Below are 18,205 nucleotides of genomic sequence, written 5' to 3' on the forward strand. Positions count from 1 at the left end.
CCTGATGTGATTAACCAACTTTGGGGAAGGAGGCGTTGAGGAAAGGTTAACGCGGTAACAGAAAGTTAACCGAGGTTGATGTCATTCGGCCCGGCAATGACGCTTTCTATCCGGCGGCATCGACCATCTTGATGAAGTCTGGCCAGGCCGTTGGGTCGACCATGGACTTGTCGCGGCAGAAAGGGTTGCAAAACCCCCAGATACTACCCCGAAATTCCAGAAAATCGGTGACCGCATCGCCGGAATACGGGCAGGTTGCATTGACTGACGGGCCATGTGCGACCGCTGCGGCGGGCTCTGGCGTGGGGCCGGGCCATGATTTTGTCGGGTAGGGCATCGCATACCGTTGCAGGGTTTCCCCCCGTACCAGCCCCATGGCGCGAAACCGGCGAAAGGCCGGATCGGCCAGATGACGCGCGACATAAGCGGCAGCCTTGTCACCAACCGGCAGGCCATATCCCGCAATTCGCGCCGCGACCGGGGCATAAAAAGCATCTGCGACCGAATATTCACCACAAAGCCAAGGTCCGCCGGATTGTGTCAGCGCATAGTCCCAGACCTTTTCAAGGCGGGCCAAGTCCGCCGCCAATGCGTCTGGCACTGGCACATCGTCATAGGCCAGCCGCATGTTCATCGGGCACAAGCTGCGCAAACTGCCAAATCCGGAATGCATTTCGGCGGCCAGTGACCGGGCGGTTGCGCGCCGCGTTGGATCCTTGGGCCAGAACCCACGATCCGGGTGACGCGCGGCCAGTTCTTCGGCCATGGCCAGTGAATCCCAGACCAATCCGCCACCCGACAATTCGGCGCTGGGCACAGTGCGCGCTGGTGCAAGGTTCAACTGCTCTTCCACAGAGCTCTGTGCAAAATTGACAAGATTGATCCGGCACGCAAGGCCAAACCGGCGGTACAGCAACCATCCCCTGAGGGACCAACTGGAATAGGCGTAATCGCCAATGTGCAAAATATCGCTCATGAAAACATCCTAGTATCAGGGGGTTCACAGGTCCAATTGCAATTGTTGCGGCGCGTCATCACGGAACGTGAAGGATTGTGATCGCTTGTGCGCATATTTTTTCGCGCGATCCGGGTAAGATTTAGATCCAAGCACGATCACCCGACGTATCACTATCACTGCAACAGACAAAATTGGAGATTATTCAAATGGCCCAAAATGCTACGCACGACAGAGCCCTGTCCCGCGCGGCAATGAAAGCCGAATTGCTGGATGCTGAGACAGAGAGAAAGCTTGCTTATGCTTGGCGGGACGAACGCGACGAAGCGTCGCTTCACCGTCTGATTACCGCTTATATGCGGTTGGCCATTTCGATGGCCGCAAAGTACCGGCGCTATGGGGCGCCGATGAATGACCTGATCCAGGAGGCTGGGGTGGGTTTGATGAAAGCCGCAGACAAATTCGACCCGGACAGGGGCGTGCGGTTTTCGACCTATGCGGTGTGGTGGATCAAGGCGTCGATCCAGGATTACGTCATGCGCAATTGGTCGATGGTGCGGACGGGGTCGACCTCGTCGCAGAAATCACTGTTTTTCAACCTGCGTCGCGTGCAGTCCCAGATCGAGCGCGAAGCCGCATCGCAGGGTGAAACGCTGGATCCGCATCAGATCCAGCACAAGATCGCGGCAGAGGTCGGCGTGCCCTTGGCGGATGTCGTGATGATGTCCGGGCGTTTGTCCGGCTCTGACTTTTCGTTGAATGCGACACAATCCGCCGAAGACGAAGGCCGGGAATGGATTGACACTATCGAGGATGATGCGCCTCAGGCCGCTGAAATGGTGGAAAATGACCATGACACCGCGCAGTTGCGGGCATGGTTGGTCGAGGCGATGCATGACCTGAGCGATCGTGAGCAATTCATCGTGCGCGAACGGAAACTGCGCGACGCGCCAAGGACATTGGAAAGCCTGGGGTCCGAACTGGGCCTGTCCAAGGAACGTATCCGTCAGGTCGAGGCGGCAGCCTTTCAAAAGATGCGCAAATCGTTGGAAGGGCAGAGCGGAGAAGTACACGCCTTTCTGGCGTGATTTAACAAGTTTCAGGGTTTCCGCCCTGCGTCCCGGCCCCTTTTGGGGTCGGGATTTTCTTTGGCAAATGCGGGGCAAGCGCCGCTCTTCCGCCCTTGCAGGCGTCATCGCATTGGACATAGGGTCAGGCGCGTTACAGATGTATCAATGGCGCGGTACTGGCGGAGGCTGAAAGAAATGATGTCGGGCAAGCGGGTTCTTTTGATCATTGGTGGTGGCATTGCGGCCTATAAATGTCTGGATCTGATCCGGCGTTTGCGTGAACGCGGGGTGTCGGTAAGCCCGGTGATGACCCGCGCCGCCGAGGAATTCGTGACACCGCTCAGCGTGTCGGCCCTGGCGGGGGAGGCGGTCCATCGCGACCTGTTTGACCTGACCAAAGAAGCCGAAATGGGCCATATTCAATTGTCGCGCGTTGCCGATCTGGTGTTGGTGGCGCCAGGCGACCGCAGATTTGATGGCGAAAATGGCGTCTGGTCTGGCCAGCGATCTGGCGACGACGCTGTTGATGGCGACGGATACGCCGGTGATGATTGTTCCTGCGATGAACGTGCGGATGTGGCAACATCCGGCGACCCAGCGCAATCTGAATGTTCTGCGCGGCGATGGCGTGACAGTGGTGGGGCCGGAGTCCGGTGATATGGCCTGTGGCGAATATGGGCCCGGGCGGCTTTCGGAGGTGCCGGATATCCTTGGCGCGGTTGAGCGGCATTTTGCAGCGGGGCCACTGGCGGGTAAACGGGTTTTGGTGACCTCTGGCCCAACGCATGAGCCGATTGACCCGGTGCGGTATATCGCCAACCGGTCGTCAGGCGCGCAAGGCACGGCGATTGCGTGCGCTTTGCGGGACTTGGGCGCAGAGGTGGTTTTTGTCACCGGCAGGCGGATGTAGCCGCACCCGAGGGTGTGGAATTGCATCGCGTCGAAACGGCGCAAGAGATGTTGACCGCAGTTCAGGCGGTCTTGCCCGTGGATGCCGCGATCTTTGCCGCGGCTGTGGCGGATTGGCGTATGGCGCAGCATGCAACATCCAAGATCAAGAAGCAGGCCGGCAAACTGCCGACGCTGGAGTTCACCGAGAACCCGGATATTCTGGCCCATGTGGCGCAGATGGATGCCGGGCGACCCAAGCTGGTCGTTGGCTTTGCCGCCGAGACCGATGATGTGGTGGCCAATGCAACGGCGAAAAGGCTGCGCAAGGGGTGCGACTGGATTGTGGCCAATGATGTCCGCCCTGAGACCGGCATCATGGGCGGCAGTGACAATGCAGTGGTTTTGATCACCGGCGATGGATCCGAGGATTGGCCGCGTATGGGCAAGGATCAGGTGGCGCAGAGATTGGCGTTGCGGCTGGCTGATGCGCTTGGTTGATGGGTTCGGATTTGCGTATTTATAAAAGAGAAGAAGGGCAGGATTTGGTTGAGCTGAACGTCACATGGGATGAAGGCGCAGACAGGGCGCTGGGCCTGCCGCGATATGAGACGGCCGGTGCGGCGGGCGCGGATCTTCGGGCGAATTTTCAGGATCGCGCCACGGTCGTGTTGGCCCCAAATGCCCGTGTGTTGGTGCCGACCGGTCTGCGGTTGGCCGTCCCGCAGGGTTATGAGGTGCAGATCCGGCCAAGATCCGGTCTGGCCCTGAAACACGGCATCACCCTGCCCAACAGCCCCGGCACGATCGACAGCGATTATCGCGGGCCGCTGGGGGTTATTGTGTTGAATGCCGGCACAGATGCGTTCGAGATCACCCATGGCATGCGGATCGCCCAGATGGTGCTTGCCCCGGTGGTGCAGGCGCAATTCGCCTTGGTCGAGGTTCTGGATGACACCGCGCGCGGCACCGGCGGTTTCGGGTCGACCGGGCGCGATTGATGTTGCTGGTTCTGGTCATTGCTGCGGCGATCTGGGGGCTGGGGTGGGCCATTGGCCTGCCTGCATCCGCGCGTTGGCCGTTGATCGGGCTGTTGTTTGTCGCCGTTTTGGGCATTCAGTTTCTGTTTCCCGATGGTCACGCGCTTCGCGACGCGACGGGGGGGATCCGGCGCTTTGGCTGTTGCTGGCGGGGTTTGCGGTGCTGGTCATGGCCTACCGGCAGGTGCTTCTGCATCTCAAGACCCGTGCGATGGCGCGCGATGCGGACCCGGTAAAACCGACCCGCGACCGCATGGGCGAGACCGAGCTGGAGCGTTACGCCCGCCACATCGTCCTGCGGGAATTGGGTGGCCCGGGCCAGCAGCGGCTGCGCAAAGCGCGGGTGTTGGTGGTGGGGGCCGGTGGGTTGGGCGCGCCCGCGTTACAGTATCTGGCGGCGGCCGGTGTGGGCACCATTGGCGTGATTGACGATGACGTGGTCGAAAACGCCAATCTGCAACGGCAGGTGATTCACCGCGATGCCGACATTGGCAAACCCAAAGTGTTCTCGGCTGAGGCGGCGATGCTGGCGCAGAACCCCTTTGTGACTGTGCGGCCCTATCATCGGCGGCTTGAGGCCGGGATGGCGGCGGAATTATGCGTCGATTATGATCTCGTGCTGGATGGGACTGATAATTTTGACACGCGGTATTTGGTCAATCGCGCGGCGGTCGCGGCCGGTATTCCGCTGATTTCCGGTGCCTTGTCACAATGGGAAGGCCAGCTTTCGGTTTTTGATCCTGCACGTGGAACCCCCTGTTACCAATGCATTTTCCCAGAGGCGCCAGCCCCCGGTCTTGCCCCGTCCTGTGCCGAGGCGGGGGTGCTTGGCCCGCTGCCCGGCGTTGTCGGCGCAATGATGGCGGTCGAAGCGATCAAGGTGCTGGCCGATGCGGGAGCGCCGCTGCGCAGTGAAATGCTGATTTACGATGCCCTATGGTCCGAGACCCGCAAAATCGCGCTGAAGGCGCGCGATGATTGCCCGGTCTGCGGCGAGAACAAGGAAGACTGACATGACAAATCCACTGCTTTCGGATTGGACCGGCGCCTATGGCTTGCCGCCTTTTGCCACGATTTCAGACGCCGATTTTGCCCCCGCGATGGGGGTGGCCCTGGCCGAAGATCTGGCCGAAGTTGCGGCGGTGGCCGACAATCCAGAGCCGCCGACATTTGCCAATACCATCGAGGGTCTGTTGCGCTGCGGCGCTGCGCTGGATCGGGTCACGGGGGTGTTTTTCAACCTGGCCGGTGCGGACAGCACCCCGGACCGCGAAGCGCTGATGCGGGAATTTTCGCCAAAACTTGCAGCGCATTCCTCGGCGATCTTTGGCAATCGGGCGCTGTTTGATCGGATCAGCCGCGTGTGGGCGGCCCGCGACGACCTGGACCTGAGCGCTGAACAGGCACGTGTTTTGATGCTGGTGCATCGCAATTTCATCCGCGCTGGTGCGGCGCTGGAAGGGGATGATGCCACGCGCATGAAGGCCATCAAGGAGCGGTTGGCGACGCTTGGCACGGAATTCACCCAAAACCTTTTGGCGGATGAACGGGACTGGTTCCTGCCTCTGGCAGAGGATGACCTCGATGGTCTGCCGGATTTTGCCATTGCTGCGGCGCGGGCTGCGGGCGAAGAACGCGGGGCGGATGGTCCGGTGCTGACGGTGTCACGGTCCATCATCGTGCCGTTTCTGCAATTCTCTACCCGCCGCGACCTGCGCGAAGTGGCCTACAAGGCCTGGGTGGCGAGGGGGGCGAATGGCGGTGCGACCGACAACCGCGCAATCGCCGGGGAAATCCTGGCCCTGCGGGAGGAACGTGCCAAGCTTCTGGGATACGCCGATTTCGCCAGCTACAAGCTGGAAACCGAAATGGCGGGATCACCGGACAAGGTGCGCGAATTGCTGATGGCGGTCTGGGCTCCGGCCAAGGCCCGTGCTGAATCCGATGGCCAGATCCTTGCCGACATGATGCGCGACGATGGCATCAATGGCGCGTTGCAACCCTGGGATTGGCGCTATTACGCAGAGAAACGCCGCAAGATCGAACATGATCTGGATGAGGCCGCGCTCAAACCCTATCTTTCGCTGGATCAGATGATTGCAGCGGCGTTCGATTGTGCCGACCGTTTGTTCGGGCTGGAATTTGCGGCGCTGGATCTGCCGCTTTATCACGCCGACGCGCGCGCATGGGATGTGACCCGCAACGGCAAACATGTTGCGGTTTTCATCGGCGATTATTTCGCGCGCAGTTCAAAACGGTCTGGCGCGTGGTGTTCGGCCATGCGGTCGCAGCGCAAATTTCCGACCGACCAACGGCCCATCGTCGTGAACGTCTGCAACTTTGCCAAGGGCGATCCGGCGCTGCTGTCCTATGATGACGCCCGCACGCTGTTCCACGAATTCGGCCATGCGCTGCATCAGATGCTTTCCGATGTGACATATGAGATGATTTCCGGCACCAGCGTGGCGCGCGATTTCGTCGAATTGCCCAGCCAGTTGTATGAACATTGGCTTGAGGTGCCCGAGGTGCTGCGCGCCTTTGCCACCCATGTCGACAGTGGCAAAGCGATGCCGCAGGACATGCTGGACAAGGTCCTGGAGGCTGCGAATTTTGATCAGGGGTTCCAGACCGTCGAATATGTCGCCTCCGCCCTGGTGGATCTGGCCTTTCACGAAGGTGCGGCCGCCAGCGACCCGATGGCGAAACAGGCAGAGGTGCTGGCGGATCTGGGGATGCCGGATGCCATCGGCATGCGCCATGCCACGCCGCATTTTGCGCATGTCTTTGCCGGGGACGGCTATTCCAGCGGCTATTACAGCTACATGTGGTCCGAAGTCATGGACGCCGATGCATTCGCGGCATTCGAAGAAGCGGGCGGTGCGTTTGATACGGAAATGGCGCAGAAACTGGAAAAACACATCCTGTCTGCCGGGGGCTCCGACGACGCTGAAACGCTCTATCTCGCGTTTCGCGGCAAGATGCCGGGTGTCGAGGCGCTGCTCAAGGGGCGCGGGCTCGTCGGTTGAGGTCGCGCTGGCTTCTTCTGTTCAAAAATATCCCGGGGGGCCGCCTTGGCGGCGGGGGCAGCGCCCCCTCCCTCCCGGGCGATCAAAACGCCTGACGTTCCAGGGTGTAACCGCGGCTCTGCAACTGGTTCAGAATTCCGCTCTCTCCCATCAGATGCGCCGCGCCGACGGCGACCACAAGGCGGTCTTCGGGCGCATCTTCGATCACGTCGATCCAGGCCAGATTGCGGCGGATCAATAGCTTTTCTTCCATCTCGGTCAGCATCTGTTCGACTTCGGCCTCTGGCAGGTCAAGATGTGCCAGGGTCAAGATGCGCGACAATTGCCAACTGTCGGAATGGGCCTGATCGAAATAGCTGTTCAACGTCGTGACCAATAGATCGGCGCCGGTTTCCTCGGGGAAAATACCCAATTGCAGCATGCGCAATTGTTCGTCCAACGGGTCCTCGTTGAACATCTTGAACACCGTATCAAAGGGTTCCAGCGATTGACGCGCCAGATCGGCGTTTTGCGCCATGGTTTCTATTCTGGCGTCCAACCCTTCGCCTGTGCCCATCACCTCCATGGCACAGCCGGGCAGGGCCAACACCAACGACAGATACCAGGGTTGGAATTTGGCCGCCATAAACGCCGGGATGCCACGGCTGCGGGCCGCTTCGGCCAGCTTTTGCCAGTCCTCCTCTTCCATCAGTTCTGGCAGGGTGGTGTCTTGCAGTAAGAGGAACGAACTGTCTGAGGTCAGATTTTGTTCCAGCAATTTGCGGTCTTCGGCGGTCGCCTCGACCAGCAATCGGTCTGCGGCCGTGATCAAGGGGGCAAGTTTGGCGCTCACCGGGTCGAGACGCGGATCGGGGATATGGACCGTGCCAATCACATGGATCACCCGTTCGCCGCGCGTCGCCCGCCAATGGTTGCCATTGGCAAAGGGGGTTTCGGCCTCTGCGGCGGCCAGTGCCGCGATCTGATCAGGCTCAAGCTGGGTGCGCAGGTCGGAACCGACACATCCCGCCGCCAGGGTCATTTGCGGCAAAAGAGATAAGGCAATCACAATAAGCAGGCGCAAAACGAAATCTCCAAATCCAAATCAGGTGCCGCAAAATGTCTTGTAAGGGCCAAAGTCCCGTGGCGCGGGCCGGGCGTATTCCTTGTGGTCAGGGTGTTCGGTGAACGGTGCGCGCAGCACGTCCAGCAATGTGGCGATCGGGGTCATGTCGCCAGCTTCGGCTGCGGTCAGCGCCGCTTCGACCAGATGATTGCGCGGGATATAAAGCGGGTTGACCGCGTTCATTGCATCCCTGCGATCTTCGGCGCTGACGGCCTCGTGCGTCAGGCGGTGCCGCCATGTGGCAAGCCAGGCGGTGATTGCGGTGGCATCGTCAAACAACCCAAGCAGGGCGTCGTCATCGCCGGTTGCGGCATCGGCCAGATGGCGGAAAAACAACGTGAAATCCACATGTTGCGCGGACAGTGCCGCATAAAGGGCGTTGACAAGGTCACGGTCACCCGGCTGGGTGCCCGATATCCCGATCTTGGCGGATGCGCCATCTGTCCAGGCCTTGGCATAGCGTTCGGGGAACTGCTGGATTTCCCGTGTCGCGATTTCAATCGCCTTGTCCTGATCCGGGTCGAGCAGCGGAATCAGCGTTTCCGCCAGACGCGCCAAATTCCATTGCGCGATATTGGGTTGGTTGCCAAAGGCATAGCGCCCAGCGTGATCAATTGATGAAAACACCGTCGCCGGGTCGTAATCGTCGATAAAGGCACAAGGACCATAGTCGATGGTTTCGCCGGAAATCGTCATGTTGTCGGTATTCATCACCCCATGGACAAAACCGACCTGCATCCAGCCCGCGACCAGATCGGCCTGACGCCGGATCACCGCGCGCAGGAACTGAAGGTAGCGGTCGTCATTCCCGATCAGATCGGGATCATGACGGGCAATGGCATAATCCGCCAATTGCCGGACCCGGTCATGTTCGCCCCGCGCGGCAAAGAACTGAAACGTGCCGACCCGCAGGTGGCTGGCGGCGATCCGCGCCAGGACCGCGCCGGGTTTGGCCGTGTCGCGGTAGACCGTTTCGCCGGTGGTCACCGCGGCCAGCGCCCGGGTCGTGGGGATGCCAAGCGCATGCATCGCCTCGCCCATCAGGAATTCGCGCAGAACAGGGCCCAGCACCGCCTTGCCATCGCCGCCGCGTGAAAACGGCGTGCGGCCCGATCCCTTGAGGTGCAGATCGCGGCGCTTGCCGTGACGGTCGATGAGTTCCCCCAACAGGATCGCGCGGCCATCGCCCAATTGCGGGGAAAACCCGCCAAATTGATGCCCGGCATAAGCCATGGCCAGGGTTTCGGCCCCCTCCGGGGCCTGTGCGCCGACCAGAATTGCCGCGCCGTCGTCGCTGTCCAGCGCATCGGCGTCCAGCTGCAATTCTGTGGCCAATTCGGCGTTTAACAGCAAAATACGTGGTTCGGGCACCGTGTCGCCCTTCCATTGCACGTAAAACCCGTCAAGATCGCGGGCATAGCTATTGTCGAAGGCAAATTTTATGGCAGTCTGGTTCATGTCCCATAGGTGGGTCATTCCGGGCGGATTTCCAAGGGGTTCTTGCCCATATCATCGCGTCTCGGCGACCGCCCGCCCCGGAAAAGAGGAGCCACATTGCCCATGTCATTGTTCCGAAACCTGTGTCTGGCGGGGATTTCCGCCTTCTGCATGCTGTCTTTTGCCAGTGGGGCGCGTGCCGCCACCCTCGAAGACCATACAGACAGCTACATGGGCTGTCGCGCCCGGTTGAGCGGGGTGATTGGCCCCGGCGACGCCGACAAGATCAAGGCATGGATCGCAACCGAAAAACAGCGGCTTCTGGACAGGACCAGCACCTTGCCGCCGGGATCACAATTGGGCCAGAGCCGCCTGTGTCTCGACAGCCCCGGCGGCAGCTTTGCCGAGGCCGTGCGGATCGTGGATGTCATCTTTGGCGAATTGGGCACGGCGGTGCCGCGCGGGGCGGAATGCCTGTCGGCCTGTTCCATGGTGTTCATGGCGGGGTCTTTTTCCACCGAAAGCGACGCCGGGGTCGTGGCCAATCGCAAATTGCATGCCGCCGGGCGGTTGGGATTTCATGCGCCCTCGCTTGAAGTGGCGGCCGGGCAATACAGCGAAGCGCAGGTCAACAAGGCCTACAGGATTGCCGTGACAGCGCTGGGTGATCTGATGCAGCGCATGGGGGTGATGAAACTGTCGCAAACCCTGATTGCCGAAATGCTGGCCACCCCGCCGGATGACATGTTTTATATCGACACGGTGCATCGCGCCGGGCGTTGGCTGATCCCGGTTGTCGGAACGGTGCGCCCACAGGAGGTCACGGCCCTGGCCGCGAGCAATGTCTGTGGGGCGTATTATGGCTGGGTGGGTGATCGGCTTGCCACCAATGGTCTGGGGTTCGTGGCTGATCCGGCCAACCGATTTGGCTGGGATCCGAAAATCACCCACGAAAACGACAGTATTCAGGTCGAAATGGAAGGGTTCGGGCAGGAAGGCGCGATGCGATGCCGGTTGTGGATTTCGCCCGACACCGCAATTGCGGATGAATTGCAAAGCTTTGGCGGCGGTTTCGCCCATGTGTCGATCGGCGACGACGATATCGGATTCGAGGCCTCGCCCGCGCTGTTTTTTGATCCGCGCACGCCGCTGGTGGCGTTGGCACGGCCAAATGATGACCAGATCATCCTGCGGGATGTGGCGGATTTCAATCCCACTGAACGGCGTGAAATGCAGGGGCGTTGCAGCGTCTGGAGTTCTGGCCAAATGCTGGACAACGATCCCTGTACCAAACAGGTTGCGGAAACCATGATGGACGATCTGAAACTCTATGTCCTGGAAACCTTTGTCTGGCCGTCGGGGGCCAAAACGGTGCTGGAGACGCTGAATTTCGCAACCAAGATCAATGGGGCCAAGGCGGAACGGATGTGGGACAATCTGCCGGACAATGCCGTGTGCTATTTGAATTCGGCCTCAGGCAACATGTTTTGTTTTCAAGAGGCGGGGTAGGGGCGCGCAGCGCATGTGCTGGCGCCCCTGATCCTGTGCAACCGCTCGTTATTCTGCCGCGTCGCGTTTCGGCAAAACCCAGTCGGGCCGCGCGAAGTGGCAGGTATAGCCGTGGGGCAGGCGTTCCAGATAATCCTGATGCTCTGGCTCGGCCTCCCAGAAGGCACCTGCCGGTTCCACCTCGGTCACGACCTTGCCGGGCCAGATGCCAGAGGCATCGACATCGGCAATGGTGTCCAGCGCCACTGCTTTTTGATCCTCATCGACGTAATAAATCGCCGAGCGATAGGACAATCCCCGGTCATTGCCCTGCTGGTTCATCGTGCTGGGATCGTGGATCTGAAAGAAGAATTCCAGAAGCTGCCGATAGCTGACCTTGTCAGGATCAAACAGGATTTCAATGCCCTCGGCATGGGTGCCGTGGTTGCGATAGGTGGCGTTTTCCACATCTCCACCGGTATAGCCGACACGGGTTTTCAGGACACCGGGACGCTTGCGGATCAGATCCTGCATCCCCCAGAAACATCCCCCCGCCAGAACTGCACGTGCGCTCATGATGAGACCTCCTCAACTTGATCAAGATAATCGCCATAGCCTTCATCCACCATTGCGTCGCGGTGAACGAACCGCAATGAGGCAGAGTTGATGCAATAGCGCAGGCCGCCGCGGTCGCGTGGACCGTCGGGGAAAACATGGCCAAGGTGGCTGTCGCCATGGGTCGACCGGACCTCGGTGCGGATCATGCCAAGGCTGGTGTCGCGCAATTCGGCCACATGGGCCGGTTCGATCGGTTTGGTAAAGCTGGGCCAGCCACATCCCGATTCAAATTTGTCGGACGAGGCAAACAGCGGCTCGCCGGACACGATGTCGACATAGATGCCCGGTTCTGCGTGGTCGTTGTATTGGCCGGTAAAGGGGCGTTCGGTGCCGCTTTCCTGGGTCACGCGATATTCTTCGGGTGTCAGTGCGGCAATGGCGTCGGCGGATTTCTGATAGCTCATTTGCAGGGCCTCCTGTCTTGGATCTTGCTCATGTGGGGCGTTGGCGGGCAATTGTCCAATATCTGTCAATGCTGTCACGTGCCTGTGAGCGATCTGGTGTGGCTATTGTCGCAGCGGTTTCAGCGCGATGTAAAGCGCGCGATACCGGGCGAGGCGGTCTGCGTGATAACCGGCCTTGTCTATGCGGGGGGCAAAGATGCGGTCGGTTGGCGGTCTTTGACCCAGATCGGCCAATGTCGCCGCGCCAATGGCAACGGCGGCCATACGCGCCGCGCCCAGTGCCGGCCGCTTTCCGCGCCAGCCCCGCGATGCAACGTAAGGCCGGTGGCATCGGCAATGGTCTGTAACAGCAGATCCGATCTTGTGCCGCCCCCAATGGCCAATAGCGGCTGGGGGATGTCCGTGGTTTGGCGCATCGCATCCGCCGCGTCACAAAAGGTATAGGCAATCGCATCGACAACCGCGCGCATCATCTCGCCAGATCCGGTGGCATCGCCAAGGCCGTAAAACGCGCCGCGAATGCGGCTGTCGCCATGTGGTGTCCGCTCGCCCGTGAGATAGGGCAGGAACAGCGGGATGTTGGTGTCAGCCTGTTGTGCCTTGGCCAGAAGATCGCCGACGGGCTGATCCGTGACGCCGGCGAACCAGCTCATTGGGCGGGCGCCATTCAGCATCGCCGCCATCTGGAACCAACGATTGGGCAGGCAGTGGGCTAAGGAATGCAATCCCGCCTCCGGGGCCGCGCGATAACCATCGGTGGTGACAAACAATTGCCCCGACGTGCCAAGCGAAATGAAGCCCCGCCCCGGATCAACCGCGCCGAGCGATACCGCCCCAGCCGCCGCATCCCCCCCGCCAACGGCAATTGGAAGACCGGCTGGCAGACCCAGTTCCTTTGCCGCCTCTTGCCGCAGCGTGCAGGCCAGATCGGTGCCATTCCTCACCTGCGGCAGCCAGGCCGGATCGGTTGCGGTGGCCTTGCAAAGCGCCGTCGACCATTGGCCAGCGGCCTGATCAAACCACCATGTGCCGGCGGCGTCGCATCTGTCGGTGACATGGGTGTTGTGCAGCCAAAGCCCGAGATAATCCTTGGGCAGGCAAATGCGGTGGATCTTGGCATAGGTGTCCGGCTCATGCGCGGCCAGCCAGGCGATTTTCGGCGCCGTGAATCCCGGCATCGGCCGCACGCCGGCGATCTCTGCCAGGGCGGGGTGATCCTGTGTCAGCGCGTTGCAGATCCCGTCAGCCCGGCCATCATTCCACAGGATCGCCGGGCGCAACGGGCGATTGTCGGCCCCAAGCACCACCGCGCCATGCATCTGCCCCGAAAGACCCATCGCACGCACCGCGCCAAGGTCGTATTGCCCCGCCAGATCGCGCAGGGCCTGCCGCGTTGCGTGCCGCCAGCTCTCGGGGTCCTGTTCGCTTTGGTCGGCGCTGGGCGTGTGGGTTGCAAGCGGCGCGGTGGCGCTTGCGATCAAGTGCAGATCGGCCCCGACCAGAGAGGTTTTGACGGCGGAGGTGCCAATATCAATGCCTAGAAACATATGAAATCCGAGGTTGGGTGTGGGTCATCCTAGCGCCACTGCGCCATGGCGCGATAGGGGGGAACAACAAAGGCCCCGGAATTTTCCGGGGCCTTTGCGGTGATTTGATTTGGCCCGGATCAGGCCGCTTCGGCGCCTTCGGGCACCTTGGCACCGGTCATGAAGGCCACAGCGTCCGACATGGAGTAATCCTTGGGGTTGATGACGCAAAGCCGCTTGCCCAGCCGGTGAATGTGGATGCGGTCTGCGACCTCGAACACATGCGGCATGTTGTGGCTGATCAGGATGATCGGAATCCCGCGCGAGCGGACATCAAGGATCAATTCCAGCACCTTGCGGCTCTCCTTGACCCCTAAAGCGGCGGTGGGTTCGTCGAGGATGATCACCTTTGACCCAAAGGCCGCAGCACGCGCCACCGCAACCCCCTGACGCTGGCCACCCGACAGGGTTTCGACCGCCTGATTGATGTTCTGAATCGTCATCAATCCCAGCTCAGAGAGCTTTTCGCGGGCGAATTCCTCCATCGCCTTTTTGTCCAGCTTGCGCAGGAACTTGCCCATGAAATCCTTGCGCAGGATTTCGCGCCCCATGAACATGTTGTCGGCAATCGACAGGGCGGGGGACATGGCCAGCGTCTGATAGACGGTTTCGATCCCGGCGTTGCGGGCATCAATCGGTGATTGGAATTTCACCTTCTTGCCCTCCAGCTCGACCGTGCCTTCGTCGGGAATGACCGCGCCGGAGACTGCTTTGATCAGGGTGGATTTGCCCGCGCCATTGTCGCCGATCACCGCCAGGATTTCGCCCGGATAGAGATCGAAATCACAATTGTCCAACGCCGTGACCTTGCCATAGCGTTTGGTCAGATTGCGGCCTTTCAACAATGGGGTGCCACGGTCCGTTGCAGTATTTTGCAGAATGCTCATGCCGACACCTTTCTGATCCATTGATCCACGGCCACAGCGCCAATGATCAATGCGCCGATAAGAAGGAAGGTCCATTGCGGGTTCGCCCCGCCCATGCGCAGGCCAAGTTCGAACACACCCACAATCAATGCGCCAAAGAATGCCCCGACAATCGACCCCCGCCCACCAAAGAGCGAGATGCCACCAATCACCACGGCGGTGATTGACTGAATGTTGCCGATGACCCCGGTGGTGGCCGACGGCGACACCGATCCAAAGCGGCCAATCATCACCCAGCCGGCCAACGCGCAGATGAAACCAACAACCATATAAACCGACATCAGGGTTTTGTGCACATCGACACCGGCCAGTTCTGCGGCCTCTGGGTCATCCCCGACGGCATAGACATGGCGGCCCCAGGCGGTCGAGCGCAGCGCATAGGCCAGGATCGCAACCAGGGCAATCATCAGGAACACGCCCAGGGTGAACCGCGCGCCGCCGACGCTGAATGTGGTGCCAAGGAATTGCAGGAACGGCGCTTCGGCCTCGATGTCCTGTGACCGGATGGTTTCATTGGCGGAATACAGGTAGTTGGCCGCCAAAACGATCTGCCACATACCCAGCGTGACAATGAAGGGCGGCAGTTTCACCCGGCTGACAAGCCAGCCATTGGCCGCGCCAATGCCGGTGCCCACGGCCAGACCGCCCAGAACCGCAAAGAACGGCGGCAGGCCATAATCAAAGGAAAATTTACCCATTACAACCGTGCAGAGCACCGCAATCGCCCCGACCGACAGGTCGATGCCCGCCGTCAGGATGATCAGCGTCTGCGCCGCAGCCAACACGCCGACGATCTGCACCTGTTGCAGGATCAGGGTCATGGCAAATGGTGAAAAGAATTTACTGCCCAGCACCAGCCCAAAGACGATGATGGCGGCGACCAGAACGATCAGCGGCACCAGCGCCGGGGTTGTGTGTAACAAGTGGTGGAAGCGGCCCACCAGGCCTTTGTTGTGCTCGTCAAAGGATGCGACGTCGGTGTTCGCCTCCTGAATGACGGATTCGTAATTGTCCGCGTTGGACATGTTCCCCTCCGTAAGATCAAAAACGCGTTTTGGCGTTCGGGAATAGAAAAAGGGGACGGACAGGCTGCCCGCCCCCGGGATGCTTCAGCTTGCTGTGGCGGATGCGCTTACGTCAGCCGCTGGATGATCGGTCTGATGTCAGACGATGCAAGGGACAGGGCCGTGGCCCGGATACCTGAAACTCTGGGAATATATGTGATAACCGGACCGCTGATGCGGCCCGGCGCTCAGGTATTTAGCCCCAGCAGAGATCTTTGCCTTCGGCAACCGAGATCGAGTTAACGCCGTCGGCGGGTTTGTCGGTCACCAGTGCCACACCGGTGTCAAAGAAACCTTTGCCTTCGGTCGCGGCGGCTTGGTGCCGTCCTTGGCCCATGCGGCAATCGCTTCGATCCCTTTGGAGGCCATCAGCAGGGGATATTGCTGCGATGTCGCGCCGATAATGCCTTCTTCGACATTGGCAACACCGGGGCAGCCGCCATCAACCGACACGATCAGAACGTCATTTTCGCGACCAATGGCCTTCAGCGCTTCATAAGCGCCGGCAGCGGCAGGTTCGTTGATGGTGTAGACCACGTTGATCATCGGATCAGAGGCGAGGAGGTTTTCCATCGCGCGGCGGCCGCCTTCTTCGTTGCCCTGGGTCACGTCGTTGCCAACGATGCGGGCATCGTCTTCGTCACCCCATTTGTTCGGATCGCCGAGATCAATGCCGAACCCCTGCAAGAAGCCCTGGTCGCGCAGAACACCAACCGATGGCTGGCTGACCGCAAGGTCGAGCATCGCGATTTTCGCATTGGCGGCTTCGTCGCCCAATGTGGCGGCGGCCCATTTGCCAATCAGCTCACCCGCAAGGAAGTTGTCGGTGGCAAAGGTCATGTCGGCGCTGTCGATCGGCTCCAGCGGGGTGTCGAGCGCGATGACCAGAATGCCGGCGTCCCGCGCCTGTTGTACCACGGGCACGATTCCGGCGGTGTCGGATGCGGTCAACAGGATGCCCTTGGCGCCATTGGCGATGCAGGTTTCGATGGCCGCGACCTGGGTGTCGTTGTCGCCGTCAACTTTACCGGCATAGGAATTCAGCGAGATCCCCAGTTCCTCGGCCTTGGCGGCCGCACCTTCGCGCATTTTGACAAAAAACGGGTTGGTGTCGGTCTTGGTGATCAGACAGGCGTTGACGGCGTGGCTTTCGGCATTGGCGACGCCCGCCAGTGTTGCAAAGGAAATTGCGCTACCCAAAAGTAGTTTTTTCATGATGTCCTCCCAGAGACATTTGATTTTGGCCCGAAACTGGGCCTTTCTCCCCGAATTCGCCCTTTTGGAGCGAGATCACCGTTATATGATCTGATTCTGTTTCATGCGTCAATTAATAAATCATGTTGATTTATTAATTACGAAATGGCAGGGTAGGTAAGGGAGGAAATGCCATGACGCAAGAAGACGTCAGAGGTTTCAGTGGTGGTGTGAACCAAAGTGGTGTGCGCGACTATAATGAACGTCTGTTGCTTTCGATGATCCAGCGGGTGGGGCAATTGCCCGGCAGCGACATTGCGCGCCAGGCTGGGCTGTCGGCGCAAACCGTGTCCGTGATCCTGCGTTCGTTGGAGGCGGATGGGATTCTGATCAAGGGCGCCCCGCAGCGCGGCCGGGTCGGCAAGCCGCGCGTGCCGATGAAGTTAAACCCCTCGGGCGCCTATTCTGTCGGGCTCAAGATCGGGCGGCGCTCGGCGGATGTGGCGTTGATGGATCTGCTGGGCAACGTGCGGATGCAAAAACAGGTCAGCTACCGCTTTCCCCGGCCCGAAGTGGTCTTCCCCTTTCTGCGCGAAAGTCTGGCGGCCATGCTTGCGACCCTGCCGTCTGCGGAACAGACACGGGTGTGTGGCATCGGGATCGCGGCCCCGTTCGAATTGTGGAAACCGCATGAGATCATCGGCGCGGACGACAGCGATTTTCAATCCTGGCGCGGCATTGCCATCGCAGAGGAGGTGGCGCAGTTCAGCGATCTTCCGGTGTCGATCCTCAATGACGCGACCTCGGCCTGTTATGCCGAGAATATTTTTGGCAATGGCCGCGGGCTGCGCGACTACGCGTATTTCTTTATTGGTGCCTTTGCCGGGGGCGGTGTTGTGTTGAACGATGCCGTGTACGAGGGCAACCGCAGCAATGCGGGGGCGCTGGGATCGTTGATGCACCGCGATGCGACGGGCAAACCGGTGCAGTTGATGGATCACGCGTCGATCTTTTGGCTGGAAAACACCATTCGTCTGGCCGGGCGCGACCCGAAACTGCTTTGGACACAGGGTGCCGATTGGTCCGATTTCGAAGAGCAGGTCGGCCCGTGGATTGATATGGCGGCCCAGGAGCTGGCGATGGCGGCCCTGTCGGCCTGCGCTGTGATCGACTTTGAAGCGGTGGTGATTGACGGCGCTTTCCCCGAAGGGGTGCGCGAGCGGCTGGTGCAGCGCACCGTTGATAAGATCGCGAAAATCGAGACCATCGGTCTTTTGCGGCCCGACATTCGCGCAGGCGGGGTCGGGGCCAATGCCCGCGTTCTTGGCGCGGCGTATCGGCCTATCGCCTCGCAGTATTTTCTGGGATCTGCCGGGTTCAGCGCAACTGCGGGGGCCTGAGACC

Annotated in this window: 13 protein-coding genes and 3 pseudogenes; 7 read left to right on the forward strand and 9 right to left on the reverse strand. The window is 60.4% G+C overall.

All coding sequences use genetic code 11. The annotated features are described in order from the left end of the window. Positions 1-106 precede the first annotated feature (106 nt). Positions 107-976: a glutathione S-transferase gene (locus AC0L4F_RS10205; RefSeq protein WP_244688018.1), complete on the reverse strand. Its 870-nt coding sequence runs from the start codon at positions 974-976 to the stop codon at positions 107-109. A gap of 188 nt (positions 977-1,164) precedes the next feature. Here AC0L4F_RS10205 and AC0L4F_RS10210 point away from each other — a divergent pair, with 188 nt between their 5' ends. From AC0L4F_RS10210 to AC0L4F_RS10230, 5 genes and pseudogenes are all read left to right on the forward strand, one after another. Then, the gene (locus AC0L4F_RS10210) at positions 1,165-2,043 is read left to right on the forward strand and encodes an RNA polymerase factor sigma-32 (RefSeq protein WP_244688020.1); all 879 of its coding nucleotides are present in this window, start codon (positions 1,165-1,167) and stop codon (positions 2,041-2,043) included. Positions 2,044-2,220: 177 nt separating this feature from the next. Then, a pseudogene (gene coaBC, locus AC0L4F_RS10215) lies at positions 2,221-3,414 on the forward strand (bifunctional phosphopantothenoylcysteine decarboxylase/phosphopantothenate--cysteine ligase CoaBC). 44 nt (positions 3,415-3,458) lie between these two features. Further along, positions 3,459-3,914, forward strand: a complete 456-nt coding sequence (dut, locus tag AC0L4F_RS10220) for a dUTP diphosphatase (RefSeq protein WP_244688022.1) — start codon at positions 3,459-3,461, stop codon at positions 3,912-3,914. Further along, positions 3,914-4,965 (forward strand): annotated as a pseudogene (locus AC0L4F_RS10225) (HesA/MoeB/ThiF family protein). Before dut ends, AC0L4F_RS10225 begins: the two are co-directional and overlap by 1 nt. Before the next feature lies 1 nt (position 4,966). Continuing rightward, positions 4,967-6,979: a M3 family metallopeptidase gene (locus AC0L4F_RS10230; protein WP_244688024.1), complete on the forward strand. Its 2,013-nt coding sequence runs from the start codon at positions 4,967-4,969 to the stop codon at positions 6,977-6,979. A gap of 82 nt (positions 6,980-7,061) precedes the next feature. On the opposite strand, the gene AC0L4F_RS10235 is transcribed toward AC0L4F_RS10230, so the two are convergent. Further along, positions 7,062-8,042, reverse strand: a complete 981-nt coding sequence (locus tag AC0L4F_RS10235; protein ID WP_244688026.1) for a TraB/GumN family protein — start codon at positions 8,040-8,042, stop codon at positions 7,062-7,064. Between the two features lie 21 nt (positions 8,043-8,063). Further along, complete coding sequence (locus AC0L4F_RS10240) at positions 8,064-9,527, reverse strand: protein adenylyltransferase SelO (RefSeq protein WP_244688921.1); 1,464 nt, start codon at positions 9,525-9,527, stop codon at positions 8,064-8,066. Positions 9,528-9,644: 117 nt separating this feature from the next. Between AC0L4F_RS10240 and AC0L4F_RS10245 the strand changes: the two genes are divergently transcribed. Then, positions 9,645-11,030, forward strand: coding sequence for a COG3904 family protein (locus AC0L4F_RS10245; RefSeq protein ID WP_244688029.1), 1,386 nt, complete (start codon positions 9,645-9,647; stop codon positions 11,028-11,030). Positions 11,031-11,078: 48 nt separating this feature from the next. On the opposite strand, the gene msrA is transcribed toward AC0L4F_RS10245, so the two are convergent. The 6 genes and pseudogenes from msrA to AC0L4F_RS10275 form a co-directional block, all read right to left on the reverse strand. Continuing rightward, positions 11,079-11,585, reverse strand: a complete 507-nt coding sequence (gene msrA, locus AC0L4F_RS10250) for a peptide-methionine (S)-S-oxide reductase MsrA (protein WP_244688031.1) — start codon at positions 11,583-11,585, stop codon at positions 11,079-11,081. Beyond that, complete coding sequence (gene msrB / locus AC0L4F_RS10255; RefSeq protein WP_244688033.1) at positions 11,582-12,031, reverse strand: peptide-methionine (R)-S-oxide reductase MsrB; 450 nt, start codon at positions 12,029-12,031, stop codon at positions 11,582-11,584. The genes msrA and msrB overlap by 4 nt, the downstream gene beginning before the upstream one ends. A gap of 179 nt (positions 12,032-12,210) precedes the next feature. Further along, positions 12,211-13,578: a xylulokinase gene (gene xylB / locus AC0L4F_RS10260; RefSeq protein WP_244688035.1), complete on the reverse strand. Its 1,368-nt coding sequence runs from the start codon at positions 13,576-13,578 to the stop codon at positions 12,211-12,213. Between the two features lie 119 nt (positions 13,579-13,697). After that, complete coding sequence (locus AC0L4F_RS10265) at positions 13,698-14,525, reverse strand: ATP-binding cassette domain-containing protein (protein WP_473446357.1); 828 nt, start codon at positions 14,523-14,525, stop codon at positions 13,698-13,700. Then, on the reverse strand, positions 14,501-15,568 hold the full coding sequence (locus AC0L4F_RS10270; RefSeq protein WP_244688040.1) for an ABC transporter permease: 1,068 nt from the start codon (positions 15,566-15,568) through the stop codon (positions 14,501-14,503). Before AC0L4F_RS10270 ends, AC0L4F_RS10265 begins: the two co-directional genes overlap by 25 nt. Before the next feature lie 235 nt (positions 15,569-15,803). Further along, positions 15,804-16,822 (reverse strand): annotated as a pseudogene (locus AC0L4F_RS10275) (substrate-binding domain-containing protein). Positions 16,823-16,995: 173 nt separating this feature from the next. Between AC0L4F_RS10275 and AC0L4F_RS10280 the strand changes: the two are divergent. Further along, on the forward strand, positions 16,996-18,201 hold the full coding sequence (locus tag AC0L4F_RS10280; RefSeq protein WP_244688042.1) for an ROK family transcriptional regulator: 1,206 nt from the start codon (positions 16,996-16,998) through the stop codon (positions 18,199-18,201). Positions 18,202-18,205: the final 4 nt, after the last annotated feature.

The sequence above is a fragment of the Marinovum sp. J2-8 genome (assembly GCF_055808435.1).